The organism is Methanomicrobia archaeon (assembly GCA_016930255.1).
Classification (GTDB): Archaea; Halobacteriota; Syntropharchaeia; order Alkanophagales; family Methanospirareceae; genus JACGMN01.
In genome coordinates, this window is sequence record JAFGHB010000038.1 from 1 (window position 1) to 26,594 (window position 26,594).

The window sequence follows — 26,594 nt, forward strand, 5'->3', positions numbered from 1 at the left end:
AGTTTGATTTGAAGCTTGTCTACACGTTGGTGAGCAACCAAGATGATTGGGATAGGTATGAAGGGTTGCAGTGGTATGCAGCGGATGAGTGGGCGAGTGAGAATCCGGACGATGCTGATGTTGAAGAAGTATTGAAACGTGTATGTGAGAATAGGGAAAATTACCTGAGGTGGGGACGAGAGACGTTTGGGTGGGCGATCTATTTGTTCAAGAAGGAAGTTATTAAAAGATAGTGCCGGCCCAACAAGGCTAATTCAGCCGACGCAAAGGGCCGCGCGGCTGATTAGTAGCGTTCGTTCGGTTCACAGAGAACGGAGAGAGCCCCGCTGCTCTGCTCAAACGGCTTCCCAGTCCAAGCAGTGAGAAATTAGAGTCGAGAAGGCCCCTCAATCAATCAAATCCCGATCACCGGCGCTGGATAGAGAGATACCGCACAAAAAGGCTGAGACCACCTACCGTTCGTTCGATTCCGATTCTTCCACCTGACTAACTGAATTAACCCCCTCCACCGCCTACAACCATTCCGCGCGTCTCTGTACTTGAAACAGCACCTTGTTGAGAGATCGCGTTGACGTGGTGCCCCGTTTACTTCGAAATTTCACGTATATGAGAATAAATCGCAACACTTTTAAGCAGACCGAGCAATACTATAAAAATAACTGTTGTGCTGAAAGAAGGAGACCCTATGAGTGAAGCACCTAACTTACAGGACTATATGTTGCCTGTATTGAAGCTATTCGAAGATGGTGAGGAACACTTGTACAAGGAGATTCCAGCACATCTTGAAGCTGGATTCACCTTGTTGCAGACAGATACGCCTAAAAGGGCCCGGATCATGATCAACGGCGTAATCGGATATTTTGTGAAAGCACTCGTTCTCGAGAAGACCGGTAACCAAAGATTCAAAATAACCACTCGAGGCCTTTCACTCCTTAAGAGTAAGCCGGAAAGGATTACTGTTAAGGAACTTAAGCAGTTTAAGGAGTTCGACGAGTTTATCCAGAGCAGATACAAGAAAGTGGATAAGGTCACCCCAGACGAGGCTGCGGGAAGCATTCCGGAAGATGCTATCGACTCTGCCTATCAGACCCATAAAGAGAATCTTGCGGACGAGTTACTTGATAAAGTTAAACAAGGGACATGGCAATTTTTCGAAATGCTTGTCAAAGATCTTCTTGTCGCTATGGGTTACGGAGACCCACATGATGAAGGTCATCTAACACAGAGACCTGCCGACGGGGGAATAGATGGGATCATCAAGGAGGACAAACTCGGTCTCGACATAATATGCATTCAAGCGAAAAAATGGGATAATCCAGTCGGGCGCCCAGAGATTCAGAAGTTCACGGGAAGTCTGGAAAGTAACCATGCAAGAAAGGGCGTATTTATCACAACTTCGAATTTCACTGGTGAAGCGAAGGAATACGTCCGGGCGATAGAGAAGAAGATCATCCTTATTGATGGGAGGCGATTAAGCGAACTAATGATTGACTATGACGTTGGCGTTGGGACACTGAAAACCTATAAAGTGAAACAAGTTGATAATGACTACTTCACGATAGTCTAAGGAAGCAGCACAACAACCGTATCAACTCGGACTGGCAAATCCGCTGCGCTCCATCCACGCCGGTGATGGCAGCGTTCGGCGCACTGAGACAGGAGCAAGCCCCGTTTCTCTGCTCAAAAGGCTTCCCGGTCCGAGCAGTAGGAAATTAGAGGCGAGAAGGCCCTTCAATCAAATAAATCCCGATCACCTGCGATCGATAAATGCCAAAGAAAAAGGCTGAGACCGCCTACCGTTCGTTCGATTCCTCTAAATGGCAAGCGAGCGCGCGAGCGCGTGAATCACTCACTCTGCGAAATAGGCATTCATGAGATACTGCTGGACCATTCGATGCGAATTGAAGAACGAGCCATTAAAGGCAATGGCATAACGCATGATCTGGGCCCATTTCTCTCGGTCGGTATAAAACGTTGGTAATACTACCTCTTCCAATTTCCTGTACAGGCTTTCTGCCTCTTCTGAATCATCCATTTCCAATTCGCAGACATTCACAACTTTTGTCTCTATCGCCCAGCCGGTCACGTCCTCCACGCACCCTTCCACCCACCAGCCATCGAGCACACTTAAGCTCGGGACGCCGTTGAGGCACGCTTTCATACCGCTGGTGCCCGATGCTTCACACGGTATCTTCGGCGTATTGAGCCACACGTCCACACCCGCAGTAATGAACTGCGCGAGCTCCATATCGTAATTCTCCAGGAATACTATCTTTATATCCGATTTCAATCGCTTTATGGCTGCGAAGACACTCTTTATCAGCTCCTTCCCCAACTTATCCTTCGGATGTGCTTTGCCCGCAATGACGACTTGAATCGATCCACTCTGTTTCGCAATGCTTACCAGTCTATCGGGATTACTAAACAGAAGATGAGGCCGTTTATACCGTGCCATTCGCCGGGCAAAGCCCAGGGTACAGGCATCATAATCCATCCCAATACTGTGCTTTGCATTGACAAGATCGATCAGCATCCGCTTTGCTTCGCGATGTGCCTGCTCAATCTCTTCTAGTGGTATTGACATCACGTACCGCAGATTAAACGGATCTTTTCGCCACCCGCTGGTATGCTTATCATACAGCCTCCGGAACGGTTTGGACGTCCAGAATACATGGTGCACACCGTTCGTTATCGAATCAATCGGATAACCGGGGAACATATTCCGTGAAATTTCTTCATGCCGCTTCGCCACACCATTTATATGGCCGCTGTGCTCTAACGCGAGTAAAGTCATATTTAATTCGTCTTTATAGCAAACGTTATTGATTTCTGCCTCGTTACAGTATCTTGCAAGGATATCCCTTACTAAGGACGCAGGAAATCGATCGTGACCTGCGGGAATCGGTGTGTGCGTTGTAAAGACACATTTCTGGCGTACTAAATCCTCAATCTGCCGATCTGAGAGTTCTGGATCCTCTTTCTTGTATCGCTTCGCCAGCTCGACCGCGACCAATGCCGAGTGCCCCTCATTCAGGTGATATTTGCGGATGTTGGTGTGCCCCAATGCTGCGAGCATACGTACACCACCGATTCCGAGCACTATCTCCTGTGACAATCTGTAGCTCAAATCGCCACCGTAAAGATACGAGGTTATCTCCCGGTCTGAATCGCTGTTCTCAAAGAGGTCGGTATCAAGGAGATAGACCGGTACTTGATGGCCATCCAACCCGGTTATGAGGTACTTCCAGGCCTGTACCTTCACGTCCCTTCCCGCTATAGGCACTGATACCTTCGGGGTCATGAGCGTTGCAAAATCCTGGATCCGCCAGCACATCGACCCCTCTGTTTGATTCCCCTCCTCATCCAAGAATTGCGAGAGGTAACCCTTGTTACTGGCGAGCGTAACTGCTACCAGTGGGACGTTCAGATCTGCACACGATCTCAGAATATCCCCGGCCAGGACTCCCAGCCCGCCGCTATACGTCGGTATCTTGGGATGCATACCTATCTCCATGCTAAAAAGCGCAATATGAAAATACTCCTCCATAAGTGAGTGGTTCACTCGCTCCATCTCCGCTCCATCTCCCTATTCAGATTTAGTTATAGAGTTATGTTATATATACGTACGCCGCTCATCTGTAAAGGCATACGCGTGTAATGGTGGATTATTGCTCCAAGAATTCAAAAAGAGAGAAAAGACTCACAAGATCCTGTAGCACGAGTTCACGCATTCTCGCATGCGATTAGCATCTACCACCCGCCAGCCAATGTGTAACTAACCTTTTACGTACGGCTCACGGGCAGGCAGGTTTCTCTGATGATCTCAATCAGGCCTTTAAAAAGGCGTTGCAGCCAGCCGTCGCTTCCCATTGCTCCAGATCCTTATTCTTCCGCTTCGGGTGAGCGTCAACGACAGCGCTGTTCGGCTCCCTTACAAATTTCAGTGTGAGAACCAGACCGATGAGGAGGATGAACGAGCAGATAATGAAAGAGCGCTGGAATCCGATGGAATCAGCCAAAAAGCCGCCTAAAAAAGGGCCTATTGCCCAGCCGAGATACCATGCCTGGTTGTATAGTCCCATGTACTCGCCCCGCTCCTTCTCCTTTGCCATATCAGCAACAAGCGCGGGAGTTACCACGCTGAAGGCCGCCCACATTGCCCCACCTAGGATCTCAAGGGTGAGAATGCAGAATAATGACCGGAAGAGCGAATATAAGAAGAATACTAAGGAGAAAGAAGCTATTGCAAGGAGTATAATCGGCTTTCTCCCCACTCTATCGGATAATTTCCCGAAAACGGGCGAGAACACGATCCCGGAAAGGGAACTTACCATGTAAATGATCCCAATTTGTGTCCTTGATATGCCTAATTCGAACAGGTAGAGCGAAAAAACAGAGTAGATCATGCCGGAGCAGATCATGAATGGCATTAACGCTACGCACAGTATATACAGCTTCTTCATCTTCCATCGCCATCCTACTACGGTTCATTCCAGATACTCTTCCCTACCTCGGTTCACGATCTCTTGATCGTTATTTTACTTATAATAAGGGCATCAGGTAGATAAAAACGTTGAGAAGGGTGAGCGGGATGCCTATCCGTGCAAACTCGAGAAATGTCAAGGTCTCGCCTCGCTTCTCTGCATTCTGGATGATGATAACATTCGATGCCGCGCCTAAAATGAGCATGTTACCCGCAATGGTGCTGCCTGCGGCTAGCGCCATCAGCTCTTCCGTTGAGGCGCCGGCGTGTAGTAACAAAGGAAGATAAAGGGCGACCAGCGGCACATTGGAGATGAGTTGAGAGAGGAGAACGCTTATCAGAAGTATTACCGGAATTGCCGTGATATCGAGATCGAGCATGATCGACTGAAAGAAACCGGTCTCCCATACACTTTGCATTACAATGAACATCGCAGCGAAAAAGATAAGTGTATGCCAGTCCATATTACGCAGTATCCGCAGCCGTTTCTCGCTCGTCAACACGGGAACTGCGGCAATCAAAGCGATATACGTTAACCGGAAATCCACCGGAGCATTCACAAATACCAGCCCTATCTTGGCGATTATCAAACTTATAAGCAGGAATAGCGAGAGTTGGCATAACCTGGCGAGTTTGTGGTCTTTAACTGCATCTGGAGCGTTTACCGGGAGGGATATTCTGCTCAAGTCGCTACGGTAGAACCATTTCACTACAAGAAACGCTAAAAAGAGATTTATAAGCGTGGGCACCGCCAGATATCTGAAGAACGTGACGAATGGATTGGGAATAGTAACCGCGATCAGCAGGTTTTGCGGATTCCCTATCGGGCTCATCACGCTGCCGATGGTTATGGCAAACGCAAGTGCCAGAAGCAACGGTCGCGGTGAAAGGTGGTGCTTTTTGGCAAGGAACAAAATGACGGGCGTGCCTATAATCGCCATGGTGTCATTCATTAACAGTGTGGAAAGCATACCGAAACCAAACAGAATGGCCAAAACGAGTTGGTCTGCTGATTTAGCCTTTCCAAACAATGCATGTGCGATCTGCGATAAGTACCCGCTTTCTTCCAATGCTTGCCCGACTGTGAACATGCCAAATAAAAACAACATGACCTCGGGGTTTATCGCTTTCAATGCTTCACGTGGTGTGATTTGTCCCGTTAACAGGACTATAATCGCGCCAAGGAGCATTATCTGCCATATTTGAAGTCTGATGGTGCCGATCTTCCGTATCGCAATCAGGATAAAAACGATGAGCAGTGTGAGGAGTGCGATCATAAACGGTAACCTTTCTCATTCCTTCTTCAGAATGAAGTAATGATTCCCCAACTCGCCACAGATGGGTGAATCGAGAGGAATGCGTTCATAGCTCTGATTATAGATCGCCTTAAGCACGAATCCCCCCGCTCGGCTCAATCGTTTAAAGTCCTCAAAGTACCAAAGTCGCAAGATATGGGGTTCGATGAACATAAACGTCTTGCCATTTCTGCCATCTTTTATCTGCATCTTGCAAATATTGTACTTCCGCTTATTTGCACCATCATATCGCTCTGTATGCCACGTCGTTTGGACGGTAACGCCGTCTCGTTCGGCAATCCAGGTATCATCGGCCTTTTCCTTTGTTGCTGGTTTTTCCGGAGCGCAGGAGAGCTCAACAATGTAGAGCCCCCCTTTTCGAAGTGAATACGCCATCGCTTTGAAATGCTTCAGAATATCCCTGTCTGAGAGGAGATAGCCAATGGTATTCAAGAGATTTATCGCAGCATCGAAGGTGTGTTTACATTTCATGGTTCTCATATCTCCCTGTGTGACGTCTGCAACGTGAGAGAGTCCTGCGCGCTCTAGCTTATCCCTGGTGTATGCAACCATCCCTTCACTTATGTCGTAGCCGAGGACGTGATAGCCGGATCGCGCCAGTGGTAGCAAGAGACGCCCACTACCACAAGCAGGCTCTAAGATACGCCTCACGTCAAAATCAGCGTACGTGCCGAAGCAGTTTGCGAAAAATTGTATCTCCCCAGAAAGGTCGTAAGAAAACGCGATATCGTAATAGTCGGGGAGATAATATAACTTTTTATCCATTTTAATCCCCCCACCGGTGTTCAGCGAACGATATAGTATCGTGCGGTCTTTTCTCCCGCTTTCCGCTTCACTAATTTCTTCTTCGTTAGCTCAGTTATGCTGTTTGCAACGGTACCCTTTGGAATCTTCGCTTCCCTTACTATATCTTCCATGCCCTTTGCCTTTTCTTCGCCTTGCGTACCCAGCTTTATCATCGCTTCGTACACCTTTTTTGTGTTACCTGTCAGCTCTTCGGTCATTTTGTCACCTTCTGATTTTGAGTTGTATACGCCTTCTCCCTATTTAAATATTTAGCAACTCAAATCCGCTCTTTTCTCAAATTGAGCGGTGATGCGTCAGGAGAGCTCTCATACTCCGCTTTCTGGTGTTTCGCTATTATTTCCCGCTACTTTATCCTCTTTGTGGGTGTGTAGACGTGCTTCAGCGGCTTTCAAGATGGCTTCCAGCATCCCTGTGTAGGACATAGCTGTAATAGCGGCCATCTTTGCGAGATGCCCATCCCAGCACCAGCCAGGATTGGGATTGACTTCCAAGAGCTTGGGATTGCCCTGTACATCCAGGCGCCAGTCGAATCGAGCGTAATCCCGGCAATCCAGTCGTTCAAAGAGTTTCAAGCACCACTCCACGAGTTTCCGCTCCACCGCTTCGGGGAGTTCCGCGTGAATAGAGTGGATTTTAAAATAGGGTGAATCGGGGAGCCACTTCGCTTCGTAGCCACAGATCCGCGGCAGTCCTTCCGGGAGTGATGAGTAATCCTCTTCGATAATCGGAAGAACTGTGTACGATTCAGGGGGGTTACCGATAATACCCACGCTCAAGTCCTTCCCGCTCAAAAATTCCTCCACAAGTATCGGCTTGTCATAGCCGAATTTCTCTCGAATCTCTGAAATTGCGTTCGTCAGCTCCTCCGGATTGTAGGCCACACTTCGCTGTGTTATACCGAAGCTGGAATCGCCGAAGTTCGGCTTTACCAGTACCGGGAAGTCAAACTGCAATTCGAAGGTACTATCTTCAGGTTTGATGAAGATCGCTTCTGGTACGGGGATCGCGATCTCTTTTGCGATGCCGCGCACCAGCGATTTATCGAAGCAGAATGCAAGACATTGCGGACCCGAACCGGTATAAGGAATGCCGAGCATTTCCAGAATCGCAGGAACATGCAATTCCTTCTTCGCATCGTTTAGATAGCCTTCGTCGCAGAGATTGAATACGAAATCTATCTTTGATTCCTTCCTGACCAAATCCTGAATAAGCGTGGTATGATTGTAAAGATACGTGAATCGGAAATCGTTCAATTCACGCAACGCTCCTTTCAATTGGTCAATGGTATATAAATCGTCGTCATCAAAGATGCAGCAGGGCTTGACGCAGTCGGGTTTGTTGGGGTCGCCCAGGATTACCGCGACGTTCTTCTGCCTGACGCTCTTTCGTTTCTTGACAGGCGTCCACTCCTTTCTGACTAGTGCGGTAACCAGAATGCGCTTTTCCATCATACCGAGGTCTTGATTACGCTGTGAATAGGACAGGATCTCGCCATGGGCCGCGACCTCGTTAAAGCCCGCGGTCTTTAAAAGCTCGTAGAGGTTCTCCCGCGTGTAAAGTCGTTCTGCATAGAGTTGATCTACAATCACGCCTTTGGTAACGTGCGTTACTACCTCACGCGAGATCAGACGCTGCCCATCCAGTGCGAGCGAACGCTCGCGACAGACGAACAGATCCTTATCGATCCATTCCCACGAACGTGGTTGGAAGTGCTCGCGGAGATACGCGCCATCTGCAACGTCAATAAGAAAACGCCCCCAGGGCTTCAGCACTCGGAAGATCTCCCGGAGCACTCTGAGATCGTCTTGAACCGTCTCGAAGTACCCGAAACTGTTGCCGAGTAGCATCACCGAATCGAAGGTATCCGAGGGATACGGTAGCCTCCGAGCATCCCCTTCTCGAAACTTCAACGAAAGCCCCGCCTTCTTCGCCTGCGCTTTCGCTCGCTGTATAAGGTAATGAGAGCGATCCAACCCTTCTACATTTCGAAACCCTCTCCTTGCCAGTTCTAAGGAATGGCGGCCCTGCCCGCAGCAGAGATCGAGGATCTTGTCTTCCGGCGAAAGGTGAAGCAGGTCTGAGAAGTAATCGACTTCGTTTCCGGTTGTATTCTGGTCATCAACCAAATCGGCATCGGTTTTCAAGTAGACTGAATTGAAAATCCGCCGCCACCAATCGGGGCGCACATGCTCTTCCAAATTAAGAACGGGCCCTAATGTCTTTGGTTCTCTCTTTTCTCCCCGCCGAAAAGAGGCCTTTTCTTTTACTAACGTATCTTTGCTATCCATACCCGTTGATTACGATAGATTTCTTCCTATTACGGGTATATAATTTTTTCGGTGATTATAAAGGGCTTACCTCAGGTCTCCCAGGATCGATCCGAAAAAAACGCTCGACAATGCTCTAATCGACTAAAAAAGCGTTATTATCGCTAATTTCTCTTTCTGATTATTTAGAGCGTGCATAGTCCTCAAAAAGAATGGAATGGACGTGAGCTTAACCTTATCGGATAAAATTTCTATCTGACTTATTACGGCCAAGAGGATCTGCGCGGAACGCAGGTTAAAGAGCTGCTGCGGATCAGTAAGTTATTAATGCACCCAACGTCGTTTATCCCTAGTGAGGTATGTGGCAATGGAATACTTGTCTCTCACAACGATTATCATTCGATTGGTCCTTGCGTTTGTGGCTGGACTTGTAGTTGGCTTAGAACGGCAAATTCGCATGAAACCACTGGGGTTCGGCACGTTCACCCTCGTTGCAGCCGGAGCATGCGCATTCATGCTCGTTACGGAGGGTCTTATAGGTGCCGGGCAGAGTATTCCCATTGCGACGGGTGTTGTTACGGGCATTGGTTTTCTCGGCGCGGGGACACTCATCAAGGAAGGCCCTTCCGTTGCTGGATTCACGACCGCTGCGGCAATATGGCTTATCGGAGCTACGGGGGTGGCTTTTGGCGCGGGATACTACGTCGTCGGTGTAATTACGACGTTCCAGTGTCTTCTCGTATTCTTAATTGATTATGTCTTCGAGCAGCGTGGATTTGGAGGGCATTCAAGACGGCTGACTATTTCCTTTGACCAGCGCTTATCGGAGGAGACGTTACTGGCGGCACTCGCGAAATTCAAGCCGAAGATTGAGGGTTTAGAGATCTCGCAGGCACGCGGCACTTTCAAATACGTCTTTCGTGTGAAGATCAATTTCCAGGCTCTTGAAGAATTGGGGAATCTGCTCAAGGGTTTGGAGGGGGTTACCAAATTCCAGGTGGAGTAAGTAGAGTAGGCTCTCTATCGACCATCACTCCGAGCCGAGTAGCCCCGACCCGACCTGTACTCTACTGTACGGCATCAGCACTACTACAGCATAGACATGTAAATATTCCATATCCCGGTTGCGATGAAATTAACCGCGATGGCGCCCAGTAAAAGTCCCATAACCCGTGTTATCACCAACGAGCCGGTAACGCCCAATACTTTATCGATCTTGTTCGCGAATCGAAAGATGGGATACGAGAGCGCGAAGGTTAATACGATAGCCATGATCGCGATGAGTTTCAATTCCAGTGTCTGCCCAGTTCTGATCACGACGATGACCGTGGTAATGGCGCCCGGACCGGTTAATAAGGGTGTGGCAATGGGGAAGACCGATATGTCCTCGCGATCCGCAGCGTCTTTAATCTCCTCTTCCGTCACACTCTCGCGTGAGATCTTCGCATGTAACATGTTCAAAGCGATGATAAAGAGCAGCACCCCGCCGGCAACGCGTAAAGAATCCACGGTCACCCCGAAGATCCGCAATATCAGCTCACCCGAGAGCGCGAAAATAATCGCCAGCACGCAGGCCACTATAACCGAGCGTTTGGCTATCTCAGCTTTTTCGTGTGTCGTCAGTCCGGCAGTTAACGAGATGAACGTGATGAGCCCGCCGATGGGGTTCACGATGATGAAAATGGAGGTGAAGGCATAAATGAAGAAGGCGAGTGCTTCCATATCCCTCTATCGTGCGAGAAGGTATATAACCTTAATCCTACAGATTGGATGCTATATCTATCTAGTCGCGTGCGTCTGGGCATTTCACCTGACGCTCAACCAGCAAGCGCGGTGTTTCGATTGACTGATTCATTGACTGATTGATTCACCCGCAAAAAATAAAATAAAGAGATAAGCTATAGGGACCCTATAGCCCACTCGATCCTGGCGATGCAGTATGGTGTCGCGTGATAACCAACCTCATTCCGTAACGACTTCTGCAAATGCAACTCGCCTCGATACCTTTGTTATGCGAATTTTTACGGCATCTCCTTTCTTCGTGTTGGGCACGAAAACCACAAAACCCTCTATTCGAGCTATTCCATCTCCTTCTCTACCTACGTCCTCTACCGTGATGTCGTAGGTCTCGCCAACGTTTATAGGGGCACGAAAACCCCTTCTTTCTCCACTATATTCCATGCCTTACCAATCCTCCCATTATACCTTCTTTCGCTTTTTGCTCCTGCTACATGCATGCACATCGAGCACCGCGTAATTAATTATCTCTGTGTTCTTCACACATATAAACTACGGTCGCTCAACGTTAAAAGCAAGACATTCAATCAAAACGTATGCGACACGCTACTAAGCTAAGAGCCTGAGGCGAAGTTGCACTCGCTTGCTTCACCGCGCTGCCCGTGCTATTCGTTCTTTCTCCTCTTTCTTGCCTACCGAGAAGCACTTCGCGTTCTTAGATGCCGCTATGAGTTCATCAGCAAGGCACCGCTCTATGCTCCTCTTACTCTTAAATGCGCATTTCTGCGCGCCCTGCGTAATGAACCGTAGCGCCTGATCCACACGCCGTTGTGACGTCACATCCACGGCTTTGGGAACCAATATGCCGCCAAATCGCAGCCTGATGGTCTCTTCTCGCGGGCCGGTATTTCGGATTGCATCCACGAGCACCTGCAGCGGGTTCATACCAGTTGACTCGTTGATTATATCAAAAGCATTCCTGACGATCTTGTAGGTCTTCTGTTTCTTTCCCGCGTTCTTCTCCGACCGCATCATCTTGTTAATCAGCAGTTCCACAATGCATACCTTCGATTCCTCGAACTGCTGTTTCGCATGTCGTCCTCCGGTATGCAGTGCGGACACCGGCTTGAGACTGATATGCTGCTCCAGGCCTATGTCCGCTATCGTCACGTCTGCTATGTCCCACTTATCAAATATCTTATCGAAATGCATCTGTACCTGCATCGTCATCATCACCTTAGCGTCTTCTCTTTCCTTCCATGCACTAATTCCTGTAATGAAATGTCGTTTACCGCAACGACCTTAAATCGAACACCCGAGAGATCTCCATACGACCGGCCTTTCCGTCCGCCTATGCCGTCTATCAAGACCTCATCGTGCTCGTCTATAAACTTTATCGCACCATCACCAGGGGCAAAAGCAGTCACCTGTTTTCCATTCTTAATGAGCTGCACACGGACACATTTCCGTATCGCAGAATTCGGCTGCTTCGCCTCTATCCCTACCTTCTCCAGAACAATTGCCCGAGCCATGTGCGCGCCCTCCAGCGGGTCTGCCTTCTTCGCCGATTTCAACACCCGCCGTGCGTAGTCCGGGCTCTTCAGCCTAAATACCTTCCTTCTATTTTTAACCTTTCTCGCTGCGTATATTCCTCTTCCCATCTCTTTTACTCCACAAGAACTTTACTACTACAAGTTACTCCTTCTTTGATAAAACGTTTTACACCGTTTTGTATTTCACACTCGCTGCCCCGGCGATTATTTTATGATGACGTTATCAACACCCAGGTTCCTTTTCACCAGTAATTTGACCTTCTTTATCCGTTCGCCATCTCGCCCTATTGCGATGCCCTTATGCTTCGTGAGCACCTCGACGTAGGCGCACAGCTTGTCATTCTTGTTCAGCAGCTCGACACTCTTCACGTAAGCGGGGCGAAGCAGATTCTCTATGAACTCTTTGATATCCGGGGAATGTTCCACAACCTCGATATCCTTCTTCAGCAGTTGCTTCGCCTTGTTTATGTTCACGCCCCCCTTACCAATGGCCAGGCCCATGTCGCCTTTCTTCACTACCATTATCACCTTATTCGCTTCGTTATCTACTATGCAATCCTTGACTCCCGCACCGGTAGACTGCTCAAAAATTCCTATACACCTGATTCCCTCAGTATCTAACTTTATCAGTTTTACTCACCTGTGCTATTCTCTTATTTATCTCGTACTGATACTCAATGTTTTCTCTTTCGGTTGAACGTCAGGGGTCAGAATCCGCACGATCTCGGAATCGCCCGTATCAGTAACACATAACGAGGCAATAGGATACGGTTTCCCGCATGCCAACCCGAGTTCAATGCTGTTCGCGGGATATTCATAGATAACCAGCTCTCCGTTTCCGTTCCCCCCGGCGTCCTCAAATACCCATCGTATCACCGCAGGGCAGTTAGAAGCGTGAATGATTACTTTTGCCTCCTTATTATTAAACGCCTTGAGCGTCTCATTTGACCCGATTAGTACTTTACCGTTGCTTAAAACCTTCTGTAACTCTCGATTCACAGCTGATAACTCGACCGAACCCGATTTTCTATTTGCCATCCTGTTTCTCCTAATATATCTTATTCTATCTCTATCTTAGTTTATCTTTGTTACTCGTTTTTTGTAGTTTGAGTTTTGGACGGGACTCACTTCCCGGCTACCAGTTCTACTGCGCCGGTCCCTAATTTTATCGGTTGCCCCACGATTACGTTCTCTGTAACGCCTTTCAACTCGTCCGTTTCACCGTGTATAGCGGCCTCCAGGAGGTTGTCTACGGTAACTTCAAAGGCGGCTCGTGAGAGCACCGAGGCTTTCTCGCCCGCTATTCCGTGCCGCCCTATCTGCTTCACCTCGCCATCCATCGTCATCGCATCGGCGATTAACGTTATATGACGGGGATCCACATCCAAGCCTTGCTCATTCAACGTGTTTATCATCTCGTCTATTATGGCGTTACGCGCTGCTTCTATGCCCAATACCTCCGCTATCTCCGCGATGTTATTCGTGGAGGTCCGCGTGAAGTCAACACCCTCTATCTTCTGATTCTTCAGCTTTTTCAATTCAGAACCCACGGTATAAAGCACGTATTCCCCTCCAGACCCCTTTCGTGTCAAAACTTGCTTTATTCCTTCTATTCCTTTCACCAGCGTGGTTGCTATCGTCTTCTCAAATTTCGATCGCTCTTGAAAGGTTGTGCTCCCGTTGTATATTCGCAATTGCCCCCCGTCCATCTCTTCTATCAGCATCTCCGCACTCAAGCTCTTTATCTTCTCCACCACTTCCTCCCTCGTTATATACCGCTTCTCCAACTCCCGCTCCTTTAGCGCCAACCACACGGACATATCTTCTGCGGAGGATTCTACTCTGCCTATGTCGCTTATGTGTGCCTCTTGAATCCTCATCGCCAGTTCTTCTGCTTTAGTTCGCTCCGTGGCATATTCTTCTAGCAGTTTTATCGTCATCGTCGGCGTGGACAGCTTCTTACGCGCGTCCACAATCTCTATGATCCGTGGTAAACCGAGTGTGATGTAGATCGCGCCCACACCGGCGTAGTGGAACGTACGCATCGTCATCTGCGTCCCTGGCTCACCAATGGACTGCGCGGCAACGATTCCCACCGCTTCCCGAGGTTCAATCTTCGCACTGACATAGCTCGCGACAACTTTCGCTACGATTTCATCCAGCGTATCTCGGCTTAGCTTTTTCCTTACAGCACCTAGTTTCCGCTTCAATTCTCCTTTTATATTCTCGGGCAGCTCGCTTTTATTTACCTTCAGTGCTATGTCGCCGGGCTTTATCTCTCCTTCCTCTTCCCGGCCCAGTATCGTCAGTATATCGTCCGCATACGCGTCTTCTAACTGCTCTTCGAGATCAACCGTGAACTCGACGGGCATAAAATCTTCCAGTATGGGCTCCGCTAGCTCGCCTTCGATCCCCGCATTCTTCAATCCTTTTACCACTTCTTCTTTTCCTTCCGTCACGGCTTCAACTCCCTCGTATCGTGGCTTGCCTGCATGCACTATCTATACCTGACCTATGGATTCGCCCAGGCGATGATAGGCCGATTTGAGGATTCCTATAGGTTATACTACTTCTCATGTCTCCGCACCTAGTGACTCTTTTATTACTTTATCTACGTCCACCACTTTTCCGAACTCGCCTTTTGAAGGATCTATACCATCATCGCCGTATTTAAATTGCACGACGGTTCCTCTCGTCTCTCGGACCGTTCCGTCATTCTTCACTTCGAGGTCTTGTAACGCGTTGATGAGCCGTCTCTGGAAATAACCGCTCTGAGACGTACGAACAGCGGTGTCAACCAAAGCCTCTCGGCCACCAATAGCATGGAAGAAGTATTCCGTGGGGGTCAAGCCATCCTTGAAAGAGGCCCGTACGAAGCCGTGCGCATCTGCACTGCGGTCGCCCGGCTTAAAGTGCGGTAGCGTTCTCCCTTGGTATCCGCGCTTTATCCGTTCTCCACGAACCGATTGTTGACCGACACAGGCAGCCATTTGCGTTAAATTGAGCATGGACCCTCTTGCACCTGATTTCGCCATGAGCACGCCGGGGTTCTCGATGCCGAGATATTTCTCCGCAATGTCGCCGGAATCATCTCGTGCACGACCAAGCGCCTGCATGACCAACAGTTCCAGCGTCTCATCCAAGGTCCGCCCGGGCAACGTTTCCAACTCTTCGCCCTCGTACGCGCGTATCAGATCCTCGACTTTTCGCTCCGCTTCACTTATTGCCTCTACTCGTATCTCTACCTTGCCTTCTTTTGGAATATCCTCATCGCTTATCCCAAAACTGAACCCTGATATCTTGATATAGTTAATCGCAAGCCGGGATGCATCTTTGATAAACGCCTTTGTGATCTCCTCCCCGTATTGTCTGAAAATACGCTCTATTATGACGCCTTTGAACGAACCCAACGCCTTCTCATCTATTATTCCGGATACTAAATTGCCATCCTGGATCTTCACAAAGGAGTCGCGTGGGCAATCTTCCCGCTTGCAGTCAATGCCTCGTTCAAGGCATTTCGCACAGGTCTTCCCGCGGAACTCCAAATTCAAACCCGGCGGCAATATCATGCTGAAGATCTGCTTCTCTGTCCAGTAGGGGATGAAGCGCGGAGCACCAAAACTCGTATCTGCCTTTTCAGGCTCGAAAACACCCGCAGGCTCGCCTAAATCATCAACATCGATTTTATGCAAAATGTCCAGCACTTTCCTCTTTTCAAACTGCTTCGCGCCCCGCGTGAGTAAGAACAGGCCGGTGATGTAATCATGGATGCTGCCGATGATCGGCCTGCCGAATCGTGGTGATATTATGTTCCGCTGCACCGCCATCAGGATCTTCGCCTCTGCTCGTGCCTCTTCGGTTTGCAGCACGTGCATGTTCATCTCGTCGCCATCAAAGTCCGCGTTATACGGTGGGCAGACGGTAGGATTCAACCTGAACGTCCGACCGGGCATTACCCGTACGTAGTGCGCCATGATGCTCAAGCGGTGCAGAGAAGGCTGTCGGTTGAACAACACAATGTCGCCGTTCACGAGATGCCGTTCCACCTTCCATCCAAGGTCTAACTCATCCGCCAACGTCTCATAATTGCTCTCTGTTACTTTTACTTTCCTCCCATCAGCACGGCGCACGTAATTCACGCCAGGATGCGTCTTACCACGTTTTACGGTCTCTCGTATCACATCCATGTTCCGTTCAGTCACGTTAACCGTGACGGTCAATTCTTTCGCGACCGCTTCTGGCACGCCAACCATGTCTATGTCAATGTCAGGATCGGGTGATATGACGGTCCGGGCGGAGAAATTCACGCGCTTACCGGACAATGAACCCCGGAATCTGCCTTCCTTACCTTTCAATCGCTGTGAGATTGTTTTAAGCGGTCTTCCACTCCGATGTCGAGCCGGTGGCACGCCGGGGATATCATTATTGAAATAGGTGTTTACGTGATACTGAAGAAGCTCCCACAGGTCTTCTATTATTAACTGCGGTGCGCCGGCGTCTCTATTCTCCATGAAGCGCTGGTTGATTCGTATTATATCCACCAATTTATGGGTGAGGTCGTCTTCGCTGCGCTGACCGCTTTCTAACGTAATGGACGGTCTCGCAGTTACTGGCGGAACGGGCAATACCGTGAGGACCATCCATTCAGGTCGCGCGTTTTTTGCATCCATACCGAAAAGGGCTATATCTTCGTCTGGGATTCGTTCAAGGAGTTCTCGGACATCGGTGGGCATTAATCTGCGCTCTCTCCCCTCGTCGTCTATCTCTTTGTACGTCGTGGGTTTATCGTATTTTATGCGTTGCTGTGGCTCATCGCAGTACATACAGTCGCTATGCTTCGCCGCTTCCTTGAATACCAGCTTCACGACCTCGCCTATGTCCACTTGCTTCTCCCTCTGCCGCTCGATCGCTTCCAAAAACCGCTTTCTATCTTCCTCTCCGAGCAAGACCTTACCGCATTTCCTGCAGGTCGCCGCCAGCAGCCGATAAATAAACTTGGCATAGCCGATATGAATGACTGGTGCTTCGAGATCGATATGCCCGAAATGCCCGGGACATTCCCCCATTCGACCGCCGCAGGTCTTGCATCGTAACCCGGGATCAATAACGCCAATATGCTGGTTTACCAATCCCCGCTCGATCGGGAACCCATCTTCACCATACGTATCGGGTGTGATGATCCGCGAAGCACTCATCTTTCGTATCTCTTTCGATGAGAGCAAGCCGAATTTTATCCCCTTTATCCTCTTCGTCCTCATTTTAAACCGCCTCTTCTAATTCTAATCGCGGAGCAATACACATCGCTTTCATTTCGTCCAGCAGAAGTTTAAACGCATAACTCATCTCCACCGGGTAAATATCGGTATCAGCGCCACAATTGGGGCACGATACCGCACCCGTTTTTATATCGGGACACGCGATCATACCACAATTCCCGCAGACCAGCTCAACAACCTTGTCGGACTCGTCCAATAAACGATCTTTGAGTGCAATCGCAGCACCATAGCCTATGAGGACGTCTCGTTCCATCTCACCGAACCGGAGCCCACCTTCTCTCGCTTTGCCTTCCGTCGGTTGTCTCGTTAATATCTGCACGGGCCCGCGCGCACGTGCGTGCATCTTCGCGGATACCAGATGATACAGTTTCTGATAATACGCCACGCCGATAAACACCGCAGCCTCTATCTTCTCGCCGGTCATCCCGTCCCACATCGTCTCTCGACCGGTATCTGAGAATCCGGCGCGCACAAGTGCCGCTCGTAACTCCTCCTCAGGTTCGCCGAAGAAAGCAGTTCCATTGATATAGCGCCCTTCTAATGCGCCTGCTTTCCCGCCGATCATCTCCAGCACGTGCCCCACGGTCATTCGTGAAGGGATAGCGTGGGGGTTTATAATCATATCAGGGACGATTCCGTCGCCGGTAAACGGCATATCCTCTGGAGGCACGATCAGGCCGATAACGCCTTTCTGGCCGTGTCGTGATGCAAACTTATCGCCGATCTCAGGAATCTTTTGATCGCGAGCGGAAACCTTAGCCAATCTTCTATTGCTACTGGATTCCATGAGCACGACCGAATCAATCACACCCTGTTCATTGGGACGCGTGCACACGGAGGTATCGCGCCGTTCTAAAGGGCTTAAGAGCTCTGTTGTCTCCTCTAAGAACCGCGGTGGGCTTGTCTTCCCGATCAGCACGTCATTTGGCGCCACCTCGGTCTCTGAATTGATTATACCATCATCATCAAGCTGGTTATACGCTTCATGGCTCCTCACTCCCACGATCTCCATATCCGGTATCTCAAATCGGTCCTCCTCGCCACCAGGGTACCGTATCTCCTCACCTTCGTATGTTCTGAAGAAATGACTTCGTCCCAACCCCCGGTTTATTGACGCGCGATTCAAGATCAACGCATCTTCCATATTGTAGCCTTCGTAGCTGAGAACCGCAATGACAAAGTTCTGTCCCGCAGGTCGTTTATCATGAAGAATGAGGTCTGAGGTCCGCGTTTTTACGAGGGGCTTCTGCGGACTCTGGAGAATATGCGTTCGGGTATCGGTGCGCGTCTTGAAATTTGCAGAGGTGATGCCCAGAGATTGCTTCAGCATAGCCGCGCCCATCGTGTTACGTGGTGAAGAATTGTGATCGGGATACGGTATCAACCCGGCGACCACGCCCAAGATCAACGAGGGGTCGATTTCCAGATGTGTATAGTCATCTCCATCGGGTTTTGCCAAATCCGATTCGTACAGCGCGATCAGCGCATTCTCCTCCTCTTCAGAGTCCAGGTACTCGATCGCTCCTTCGTTCACCAAGTCGTCAAAGTCTATTTCACCGTTCAGCAGTTTCTTGATATGTGATTCGGTAACTCGCGGCTTGCCTTTCTCCACCAGGATGACCGGTCTTCTTGCTCGCCCGCGATCTGAGTTTATCATTATGTCCTTTCTGTCCGCATAGTACGCGACGTTTACCTGAATGGATATTTCTCCTGCTCTCCGCTTCCGTCTCAGTTCTTCCACAAATCGTTCAGGATCGGTGTGGAACCCGATGAAATCGCCGTTCATGAAGACCCGAGTCCTGTTTTCTTCGCTGATCTCCAAAGAACGGGCTGGAGGGATAACACCAAGTTCGTACAAAAGGTGCTTGAAGGTCTCTTCGTCTTCCCCTACCGAGATCTCAACCAGTTGTGAGAAGTTCTTGACTAGGCCACAGTTCGGGCCTTCCGGTGTCTCACTGGGGCAGATTTTACCCCACTGGGTCGGATGCAAATCTCGCGCTTCAAAATGCGGCTGTGATCGTGATAGCGGCGAGATTATACGCCGGAGATGGCTCGCGGTAGCCACATAATTACTGCGCTCTAACAATTGCGAGACGCCCGCTCGGCCACCCACCCAGTTCCCGGTGGCAAGCGCATGCGTAATTCGCTCGGTGAGCACATCGGAACGGATAGCGGTCGATATCTTCAGCTCGCGACTTCGCATGTGCGCGCGTTCCAATTGATACCGCATGTCACGGATAAGTTTGGTGAACGATACGCGAAAAAGGTCCTCCATCAGGTCGCCTGCAAGCTTCAATCGTTTATTAGCGTAATGGTCCTTGTCATCCTCGCCTCTCTTACCCAAGAGCAGCTCGTAGCACGATTCCGCCATCCGGCCGAGGAAATGAGCCTTACCAATCTTGTCGTCAAGATGCGGGAGGAAATAGCGATCCAGGATGTAATTAACGCGCTTCTCGCGATACTCCTTTGCCTGCGTCGGCGCGATTTTACGACCTAATTTCTCGATTGCTTCCTCCTGTGTGCGTATCTCGCTCTCCTCGATATTCCCCTTGATGTGCTCTTTTATCTTCGGGTCGTTAGAGACGGCTTTTAGTAACTCCTCGTCATTTTCGAGTCCCAACGCGCGCATAAGCGTTACGAACTCTATTTTCCGGCCCACTGCGGGGAATGAAACTTCCAGTATGTCTTTCTTACTGATCTCCACACGTATGGGCACTCGGAATCCTTGTTTAAGCGAGAACACCTTTGAAACCACACTTTTACTCCCGTATTTCTCCTCGAAATTCACGAAGATTCTATTTGGCGCGAGATCTTCCAGCGTGATGATCACGTGCTCGGAACCGTTGACAATGAAATAGCCACCGGGATCGAGCGGGTCCTCGCCTGCCTCGTTCTTCAACCACTCCTCATATTCCTCGTCAGAGAGTTTTCGCCCTTCTTTTTCCTTGCGAACTTTCTCCTCGTGAACCTCTTTGGATACGTTACATTTATTTGATCGCACCATAATCGGCATCTCGCCGATTTCCACTTGCACCTCCGCGCTCTCTTCCTTTGTCCCGATCTCCTTGTTCTCGTAGTTCCGCACTATCCGCATGTCCAAGTACATCGGTGCGGCATATTTCAAATTCCGTAATCGCGCCTGGGACGGATAAATCTCTTCAGAAGAGCCGTCGGCTTCCCGCGATTTGGGTAGGCCGACGCTTATTTTACCAAACTCCACGCCTATTGTATACTTTCCCTCCTCCTCATCTTCAGCACTGATCGAGGTCTCTATATGCGACTGTTCCTCGATTACTTTGCTCATGCCCTCGTTGAGGAAGTAATTGAACGAATCAAGCTGATGCTGTGCTATTTTTCTCCTTTTTAAATATGCTTTTGAAAGAACACTTGGGTCTAGCATAATTACACACTCCACTCCTCTCTTCTATTCTATAACCAGCCGATAAGATATAGATTTACCAGCCGTTCTGCTGGTACGCCGAATCCGAATGACATCGCCCACTTCTACGTCTTTGATCTCTTTTATTACCGGATCAGAGACTTTAATCTTCGGTAATTGCTCCTTGTCTATTTTATACGTCTTTAAAAGCTCTGTTACGTCTCCAGCGTCCACTATCTCGTGCGTAGGCACTAACTCATGTTCACGTATCGAAACTTTTCCTTTCTTCATTTATCTATTTATTTCAGCTTTGTTACGGGCTCGACGGGATTTGAACCCGCGACCGACGGGTTAAAAGCCCGCTGCTCTACCTTTCTGAGCTACGAGCCCTTCCACTTCATCTTCCCTAGAGCGAAGAGAGATACCGGATTAGTAGTTCAAGAGCGGCATCAGCCGCCTCACGCTTGTTCCCCTCTCGATCTCCGTGGAAGATATGCTTCTCGTGATACAAATAATCCTTTGTTGCCACTGCTATATAAACTAATCCAACAGGCTTCTCCGGGGTTCCTCCACGGGGTCCGGCAATGCCTGTCGTCGAAATCCCGATGTCGCTATCCAGAATCGTTCTTACACCGTTCGCCATCGCCTCTGCACATTCTGCGCTTACTGCGCCCTTTTCTTCCACTATTTCGCGTGCAACGTGCAATATTTCAATCTTCACGTCATTGGCATACGCGGTTATACCGCCTTTGTAATAGTCCGAGCTGCCGGAGACGTTGGTTATCCGATGACCTACCAATCCGCCCGTGCACGACTCTGCGGTGGCTAACGTGAACCCTCTCTTTCGTAACGCTTCGCCAATTTCAACCTCTCTCATCTCTTCGTATCTTATTCTCACCTGCATCCATAAAAATAAAGTGAATGGATCGTGATGTTGGAAACCACGAGTACTTACGAGAGATCAGGGGGGTAGTTTATTTCTCTATACCGTGCCGTACCTTTACGGCGACGCCGTGCGTAAAGCTGTGCAGCTCTTCACCGGCTAACATCGCTCTGCCCGTTGCGAGCAGTCGATCCTGCTCGTCCACCACGAGTACTTCGTCATACGCCCGTATCGCAGGGTCGGCGTCGAGTACGTGCTTACAAAATGCCGTCTCGCCTTTTCGTACAAACTCGCTGCTCTCTTCGTTCATTATCACTCGTAGCCGTGGATACTGGAGATGCTGATGCAGCCGTTTCGCACCTTCGATACCCAGCGTGAAGAGCCCGTCACTACTCCTGAGCGTGGCTATCCTCTTGTCGCCTTCCTTTATCTGCGCTATTCGCCGTGTCCGTGAGAGTGTAAATTCAACGTTGTCAGTGAACAATACGGCGCCTGCTCCTCTGCCGAACTGATAGTCCGCAATGATCCTTGCCTTTTCGAGCAGGCGTTCCCTTTCTTCCTCTTCCATTTCCTTCTCTCGCTTTCGGTTGCACCACAGGTATAGCAACGGTTATTTTCCCAGCCCACGCTCGCAATCACGAGGATGTTTCCCACGGAGCCGTTTGCTTGCTGTCCCTTGTTTATTGATATTTAAAACTCTCTAAACTTTCTTAGTTAAGAACGTTTTAGCGAGCGCATGAAGCGAAGGAGAAGGATCGAGGATCTTGCAGAGCAGCGTATCGAACGGCTCTTTCAGCTTGCCGAGGTAGCAGCGAAGGAGGGGCGCGAGCAGCGCAGTCAACGCTATATCGAGCTTGCGCGTGCGATCGGGATGCGGTACCGGGTGCGAATACCGAAGCATCTGAAGATGCGGCTCTGCAAGCGTTGTCACGCTCTGTTAATCCCGGGGAAAACCGCACGAGTCCGGCTCAGGAGTGAGTACATGACAACCTCCTGTTTGCGGTGTGGGAAGCAGATGAGACGTCCGTATAAAACGCCGAGGGCGCCGTCTGTGAGGAGAAGCGAAGGAGATGAAAAGTGAGGTTTTGCGCACTTCAGTTTTTTGTAACCAACATAGATTGATAAATACAGGAAATTAATGAATTGCATGTGTGATGAGAATTTGAAAAAAGAAGAAGAGGTGAATGTTGAAGGATTAATAAATAAATGCTTTTTCAATCTTTTGATTGGTTGCAATGTAGTTCCTACCAATGAGAAGTATACAGGATTCGCGGACACGTTTTTGGGGAGTGAAAATGGCGTATATCGAATATATCCCTCAGTGATGCATTTTTTAGATTATATCAGGAGATATAGGGGGAAGCATCATGGGATATTTAGTGGAAATGTGCCACGTAATTTAAATTTGATAAATTCTTTAATAGATCTACCCCCTTTTTATACAGTAAAAGGGGAGAGAAATAAACTTAAACATCTTCTAAGACATATTTCAATGGATAAGTTTAGATTGGCTTGTTTTGTTGCTTTTGCCACGCTTGAACAAATAATTGTTAAGTATATTATATTTCTGGATGACACCTTGATAGATACAGATGGATTAGTCAAAAAAAACATCACCGTTAATAAGCGGCCAATTAAGGGAGGGAAACCACTTGTTGGCCTAAATAATAAAATTGACCTACTTATTGAAACTGACAAATCAGGATTGAGTAAGAAACTACAATTTCTAAAGGATAAGAAAGTATTCAAAAGAATTGTTACTATACATAGAAATGCTTTAATGCATACTGGGAGAGTACTTGACTGGGAAATTTACAACATACTACTACTCATTTATCTACTATTTTTACATGACCCATCAGCCCCTTTTAATGATTACGTTACTGAAGAGGATTAAGACACATTGCATTTTCATTGTAGATCCCAACAATGCAAAAAGAACCGCTGTTACGAATTTTCGAACGCCTCGGCGCGTATTCTCAGGAGCATAAAGTGCTTTCGGAGGGCGAGCTCACGGTGAAGATACGGGAGTGCGTGGACTCATTGAGCGCTGCGGAACGAGCGGAGCTGGAACGAACCTTAAAAGGTGATGCAGCACCGCAGATCTTCAGAAGCATAACGAGCACCGAGAAAATCTCCGTCTTCTCGCCCGATCTGCACACCAGGACAAATTACCAAGGCGAGGTGTTTTACTGCCTGCCAACGCATGGCTATCTGGCTGAGGAATTAGAGCAAGCGTTTCTACGCTGGGCCACAATACGAAGTCCGTTAGGTACGGTGAAGGACGTGCTCATTGAGTTCTTGAGACGGTGCAGTTACTCGATACAGGACGAACCCGCGGATGCTGGAACCGATTACCTCGCGGTGAGTGCGGTGAAAGCGAAAGAAACCCAGCACTATCGTCTCCGTCTCTTTATCTTCTCTTCGATTAAGTTCGTGCCACGGTTCATGGATGAGCATCCTGATGTATTGGAGAAAAAGGAGACGGATGAGGAAGTGGTGATGGCGGTGCCAACGGAGAAGACGCCGGCGCCCTTCATCTCATTTATCCGGGAGCACGAGGTGGGTACCGCTCAGATCTGGGTCGTCGATCTGACGAAGCGAACCGTCGATCCGCTCATCGGCACGCCCAGCGATCCCGACGTGGAACTGGAGTTTGCCAATCCCGAGCAGGCGCGGAGAGCGGTGAGCGTCTGGATGCGGAAGGTGCCTTTTGTTGAATGAGCTGTAAGTGAGGGATTCACCTCACCGCCCGTACCGCCGTTCACGCATCTGGAAATCCCGCACCGCTCGTAAGAGGTCAATCTTCCTGAAGTTCACCCAGTTCATATCCGTGAAGTAAAATTCGGTATAGACCGACTGCCAGATGAGGAAATCCATCAACCGTGTCGCGCCCGATCTGATAACGAGGTCGGGTTCAGACTTGAAGAGCAATTCCGATTCAATAAGCTTCTCGTCGATCTCGTCCGGATCGAGCTCTCCGGCTGCTACTTGCTTCGCGATCTCTTTGGTCGCCTTGGTCAGCTCGCTCCTGCCACTGAACCCTAACGAGATGGTGATCAGCTTCTCGTTCTCCTCGCCAGCTTCTTCTTGATACCGCGCATACACGGGTTCCAGGTTCGTTTGTTCTCGGTCATAGATGACGAGCGACACCTCGATGTCACGCAACGCCGTTTTGAGCCCTGTATCGAGCTGTGAATACGCAATTTTCAATAAATCAGGGGCCATACCGTCGTGGATGACGCTGACGTACACACTTATATGCGCTATACCCAACGCATGGCACCAGCGTACGAACTGCCTGAGCTTCTCCAATCCTCGCTCGTCCGCGAGAAGGTCCGTTTCGTCCAGGACAAGGAGAATATGATGCACGGGTATGGGCGATTTTACGATCTCGCGTTCTAAGTGCTGCTGGTAAAGGAAAGAAACGGGCTTGAGCATAAGCGCCGGGAGAGGGATTCGAACCCTCGCTCCCCGTAAGGGGAAGTAGGTTAGCAACCTACCGCCTTAGGCCTCTTGGCTATCCCGACCTCACGTTTAGTCTGGTTAGTTATCTCCTATTACGTATAACATATCTTTCAACTAACTTCTACATAAAGATTTATTCGCCCACGTGATTCAGGCGTCTCTGCCCTTTTCCCGTCAATCGCCACTTGTACGGCCTCTTCCTCGTTCGCTTCACTATCCGCTCGGCCTCCAGCAGCCGTAAGTGATGGCGCGAGACGGCATAACTCAGAACGGTTAAGCTCGCAACTTCTTGTATGGTTCGTGCGCGCGCGTTCTCCTCCATCACCTCAAGGATCTTCGTCCGCACCTGTAACCCTTGTATAACATTCCTCCTACGCTCTAAGTAGGCATCGGGATGATACGACGTTCTTCGCTGCATCCTCAACTCAACATGCTAACTAACGAATACGAACGAATCTTTAACAGGTTATTTAGTAGACGCCCCGTTTCCTCTTCATTTGTTGCAGGAACAGCACAACGACCACAACGACCACGACGACGACGACGATGATAATACCATAATTCCGATAGGTTCTGCTCCCGACTGCGGACCCAGCCTTCGCTGCTGCATCCTGAGCGGACGTTATTGCCGCTTCAGCTTCTTCTAATGCTTCTTCCGGTTTGCCCTCGCCGTAGAACTGATTGGCATCCTTCAAATGCTTATCAGCCAGCTCAAGGCTCGTCTCAGCCTCCTCTACATCCAGACCGCGCTCTGCAGCATCCGTAATTGCCACATTCGCCTTGGCTATTTCCTTATTGGCGTTGTCAATCTTAACGATCGCATCCTCTATAGTCTTAGAGGATACCTCTCGTTCTATACTGATCACCGAATAGTTCCCCTCGGTCGTCGCTTGCAGTATGGTTAAAAAGGTGTATGCATTTCTTGTTCCTACTTCAGGCGCCTTTCCTGACCAACTTATCACCACGTCATCTACGACCTTCTTATGCTTTAAGGTATAGGAACGGCCACTTTGAAGCGCTTTGTCTTCCAGGCCTTCCCCACTTATGCTCCCTACTGCACCCTCCAAATCAGAATAGAACGTAAGCGTCGATTCGTCCAGCTCCTTGCTGACGTTCGTAAAAACAACTTTTATAGAAACTTCACTGCTGCCTTCCGCCAATCCCGTCTCATACACCTCATCATACCGTATATCCATTACCTCCACCTTCTGGAACGGGGATTCCGGTAATAACGTTGACTCGTCCGCAGCGCAGATGCCCACCATGCAGAGCGGCATCAGACAACACGCACTTATGAGAAGCAGGGCCAGTATATGACGGTAGTTAATTTTCATGGTATCACCTCAGAACAGCGGCTTTATCGCGTCGTTGGAATCCAGGAGCACTTTGTAATCCTTCTCTTTCTCGCTCGATACTTCCTTGATC

The 26,594-nt window shown here is 49.3% G+C and carries 27 protein-coding genes and 2 tRNA genes; 6 read left to right on the plus strand and 23 right to left on the minus strand.

The window, feature by feature from the left end; genetic code table 11:
- Together JW878_05810 and JW878_05815 are read left to right on the plus strand one after the other, a co-directional pair.
- Positions 1 to 233 (plus strand): class I SAM-dependent methyltransferase (locus tag JW878_05810; protein ID MBN1762574.1); only part of this gene is annotated, 233 nt, incomplete at its 5' end.
- Positions 234 to 685: 452 nt separating this feature from the next.
- Positions 686 to 1,567 carry a restriction endonuclease gene (locus JW878_05815; protein ID MBN1762575.1) on the plus strand — a complete coding sequence of 294 codons (882 nt, stop codon included), beginning with the start codon at positions 686 to 688 and terminating at the stop codon, positions 1,565 to 1,567.
- A 282-nt stretch (positions 1,568 to 1,849) separates the two neighbouring features.
- On the opposite strand, the gene glgP is transcribed toward JW878_05815, so the two are convergent.
- The 6 genes from glgP to JW878_05845 all read right to left on the minus strand — a co-directional run bounded on the left by glgP (position 1,850) and on the right by JW878_05845 (position 8,894).
- Positions 1,850 to 3,547 carry an alpha-glucan family phosphorylase gene (gene glgP / locus JW878_05820; GenBank protein ID MBN1762576.1) on the minus strand — a complete coding sequence of 566 codons (1,698 nt, stop codon included), beginning with the start codon at positions 3,545 to 3,547 and terminating at the stop codon, positions 1,850 to 1,852.
- A gap of 280 nt (positions 3,548 to 3,827) precedes the next feature.
- A complete protein-coding gene (locus tag JW878_05825) occupies positions 3,828 to 4,463 on the minus strand; it encodes an MFS transporter (GenBank protein MBN1762577.1) in 636 nt (211 codons plus the stop codon).
- 79 nt (positions 4,464 to 4,542) lie between these two features.
- The gene (locus JW878_05830) at positions 4,543 to 5,760 is read right to left on the minus strand and encodes an anion transporter (protein MBN1762578.1); all 1,218 of its coding nucleotides are present in this window, start codon (positions 5,758 to 5,760) and stop codon (positions 4,543 to 4,545) included.
- A gap of 15 nt (positions 5,761 to 5,775) precedes the next feature.
- Complete coding sequence (locus JW878_05835; GenBank protein ID MBN1762579.1) at positions 5,776 to 6,564, minus strand: class I SAM-dependent methyltransferase; 789 nt, start codon at positions 6,562 to 6,564, stop codon at positions 5,776 to 5,778.
- A 20-nt stretch (positions 6,565 to 6,584) separates the two neighbouring features.
- Positions 6,585 to 6,803, minus strand: a complete 219-nt coding sequence (locus tag JW878_05840; GenBank protein MBN1762580.1) for a MarR family transcriptional regulator — start codon at positions 6,801 to 6,803, stop codon at positions 6,585 to 6,587.
- A gap of 108 nt (positions 6,804 to 6,911) precedes the next feature.
- Complete coding sequence (locus JW878_05845) at positions 6,912 to 8,894, minus strand: methyltransferase domain-containing protein (GenBank protein MBN1762581.1); 1,983 nt, start codon at positions 8,892 to 8,894, stop codon at positions 6,912 to 6,914.
- Positions 8,895 to 9,240: 346 nt separating this feature from the next.
- Here JW878_05845 and JW878_05850 point away from each other — a divergent pair, with 346 nt between their 5' ends.
- On the plus strand, positions 9,241 to 9,879 hold the full coding sequence (locus JW878_05850; protein ID MBN1762582.1) for an MgtC/SapB family protein: 639 nt from the start codon (positions 9,241 to 9,243) through the stop codon (positions 9,877 to 9,879).
- A gap of 83 nt (positions 9,880 to 9,962) precedes the next feature.
- Here JW878_05850 and JW878_05855 read toward each other — a convergent pair whose 3' ends face one another.
- The 13 genes from JW878_05855 to JW878_05915 form a co-directional block, all read right to left on the minus strand.
- Positions 9,963 to 10,595, minus strand: a complete 633-nt coding sequence (locus JW878_05855) for a MarC family protein (protein MBN1762583.1) — start codon at positions 10,593 to 10,595, stop codon at positions 9,963 to 9,965.
- 240 nt (positions 10,596 to 10,835) lie between these two features.
- Positions 10,836 to 11,054, minus strand: coding sequence for a TRAM domain-containing protein (locus JW878_05860; GenBank protein MBN1762584.1), 219 nt, complete (start codon positions 11,052 to 11,054; stop codon positions 10,836 to 10,838).
- Between the two features lie 204 nt (positions 11,055 to 11,258).
- Positions 11,259 to 11,822, minus strand: a complete 564-nt coding sequence (locus JW878_05865) for a 30S ribosomal protein S7 (protein MBN1762585.1) — start codon at positions 11,820 to 11,822, stop codon at positions 11,259 to 11,261.
- Between the two features lie 20 nt (positions 11,823 to 11,842).
- Positions 11,843 to 12,271: a 30S ribosomal protein S12 gene (locus tag JW878_05870; GenBank protein MBN1762586.1), complete on the minus strand. Its 429-nt coding sequence runs from the start codon at positions 12,269 to 12,271 to the stop codon at positions 11,843 to 11,845.
- Positions 12,272 to 12,367: 96 nt separating this feature from the next.
- The gene (locus JW878_05875) at positions 12,368 to 12,793 is read right to left on the minus strand and encodes a NusA-like transcription termination signal-binding factor (GenBank protein ID MBN1762587.1); all 426 of its coding nucleotides are present in this window, start codon (positions 12,791 to 12,793) and stop codon (positions 12,368 to 12,370) included.
- Positions 12,794 to 12,820: 27 nt separating this feature from the next.
- Positions 12,821 to 13,201 (minus strand): 50S ribosomal protein L30e, encoded by a 381-nt coding sequence (locus JW878_05880; GenBank protein ID MBN1762588.1) that lies wholly within the window; start codon positions 13,199 to 13,201, stop codon positions 12,821 to 12,823.
- Positions 13,202 to 13,287: 86 nt separating this feature from the next.
- Positions 13,288 to 14,535 (minus strand): DNA-directed RNA polymerase subunit A'', encoded by a 1,248-nt coding sequence (rpoA2, locus tag JW878_05885; GenBank protein ID MBN1762589.1) that lies wholly within the window; start codon positions 14,533 to 14,535, stop codon positions 13,288 to 13,290.
- A gap of 201 nt (positions 14,536 to 14,736) precedes the next feature.
- Positions 14,737 to 17,421, minus strand: coding sequence for a DNA-directed RNA polymerase subunit A' (locus JW878_05890; protein ID MBN1762590.1), 2,685 nt, complete (start codon positions 17,419 to 17,421; stop codon positions 14,737 to 14,739).
- Position 17,422: 1 nt separating this feature from the next.
- Positions 17,423 to 20,839: a DNA-directed RNA polymerase subunit B gene (locus JW878_05895; GenBank protein ID MBN1762591.1), complete on the minus strand. Its 3,417-nt coding sequence runs from the start codon at positions 20,837 to 20,839 to the stop codon at positions 17,423 to 17,425.
- Positions 20,840 to 20,863: 24 nt separating this feature from the next.
- Positions 20,864 to 21,109 carry a DNA-directed RNA polymerase subunit H gene (locus JW878_05900; GenBank protein ID MBN1762592.1) on the minus strand — a complete coding sequence of 82 codons (246 nt, stop codon included), beginning with the start codon at positions 21,107 to 21,109 and terminating at the stop codon, positions 20,864 to 20,866.
- 25 nt (positions 21,110 to 21,134) lie between these two features.
- Positions 21,135 to 21,208 (minus strand) — tRNA-Lys (locus tag JW878_05905).
- A 16-nt stretch (positions 21,209 to 21,224) separates the two neighbouring features.
- Complete coding sequence (locus JW878_05910; protein ID MBN1762593.1) at positions 21,225 to 21,695, minus strand: CinA family protein; 471 nt, start codon at positions 21,693 to 21,695, stop codon at positions 21,225 to 21,227.
- A 97-nt stretch (positions 21,696 to 21,792) separates the two neighbouring features.
- Positions 21,793 to 22,269: a pseudouridine synthase gene (locus tag JW878_05915; GenBank protein ID MBN1762594.1), complete on the minus strand. Its 477-nt coding sequence runs from the start codon at positions 22,267 to 22,269 to the stop codon at positions 21,793 to 21,795.
- 168 nt (positions 22,270 to 22,437) lie between these two features.
- Here JW878_05915 and JW878_05920 point away from each other — a divergent pair, with 168 nt between their 5' ends.
- The 3 genes from JW878_05920 to JW878_05930 all read left to right on the plus strand — a co-directional run bounded on the left by JW878_05920 (position 22,438) and on the right by JW878_05930 (position 24,425).
- Positions 22,438 to 22,782, plus strand: coding sequence for a ribonuclease P (locus JW878_05920; GenBank protein ID MBN1762595.1), 345 nt, complete (start codon positions 22,438 to 22,440; stop codon positions 22,780 to 22,782).
- A 66-nt stretch (positions 22,783 to 22,848) separates the two neighbouring features.
- On the plus strand, positions 22,849 to 23,598 hold the full coding sequence (locus JW878_05925) for a hypothetical protein (protein MBN1762596.1): 750 nt from the start codon (positions 22,849 to 22,851) through the stop codon (positions 23,596 to 23,598).
- Between the two features lie 32 nt (positions 23,599 to 23,630).
- Complete coding sequence (locus JW878_05930) at positions 23,631 to 24,425, plus strand: hypothetical protein (protein MBN1762597.1); 795 nt, start codon at positions 23,631 to 23,633, stop codon at positions 24,423 to 24,425.
- 21 nt (positions 24,426 to 24,446) lie between these two features.
- Here JW878_05930 and JW878_05935 read toward each other — a convergent pair whose 3' ends face one another.
- From JW878_05935 to JW878_05950, 4 genes are all read right to left on the minus strand, one after another.
- Positions 24,447 to 25,142 (minus strand): undecaprenyl diphosphate synthase family protein, encoded by a 696-nt coding sequence (locus JW878_05935; protein MBN1762598.1) that lies wholly within the window; start codon positions 25,140 to 25,142, stop codon positions 24,447 to 24,449.
- A 3-nt stretch (positions 25,143 to 25,145) separates the two neighbouring features.
- Positions 25,146 to 25,231, minus strand: a tRNA-Ser gene (locus tag JW878_05940).
- Between the two features lie 71 nt (positions 25,232 to 25,302).
- On the minus strand, positions 25,303 to 25,587 hold the full coding sequence (locus JW878_05945; GenBank protein MBN1762599.1) for a hypothetical protein: 285 nt from the start codon (positions 25,585 to 25,587) through the stop codon (positions 25,303 to 25,305).
- A gap of 52 nt (positions 25,588 to 25,639) precedes the next feature.
- The gene (locus JW878_05950) at positions 25,640 to 26,503 is read right to left on the minus strand and encodes a hypothetical protein (GenBank protein ID MBN1762600.1); all 864 of its coding nucleotides are present in this window, start codon (positions 26,501 to 26,503) and stop codon (positions 25,640 to 25,642) included.
- Between the last annotated feature and the right edge of the window lie 91 nt (positions 26,504 to 26,594).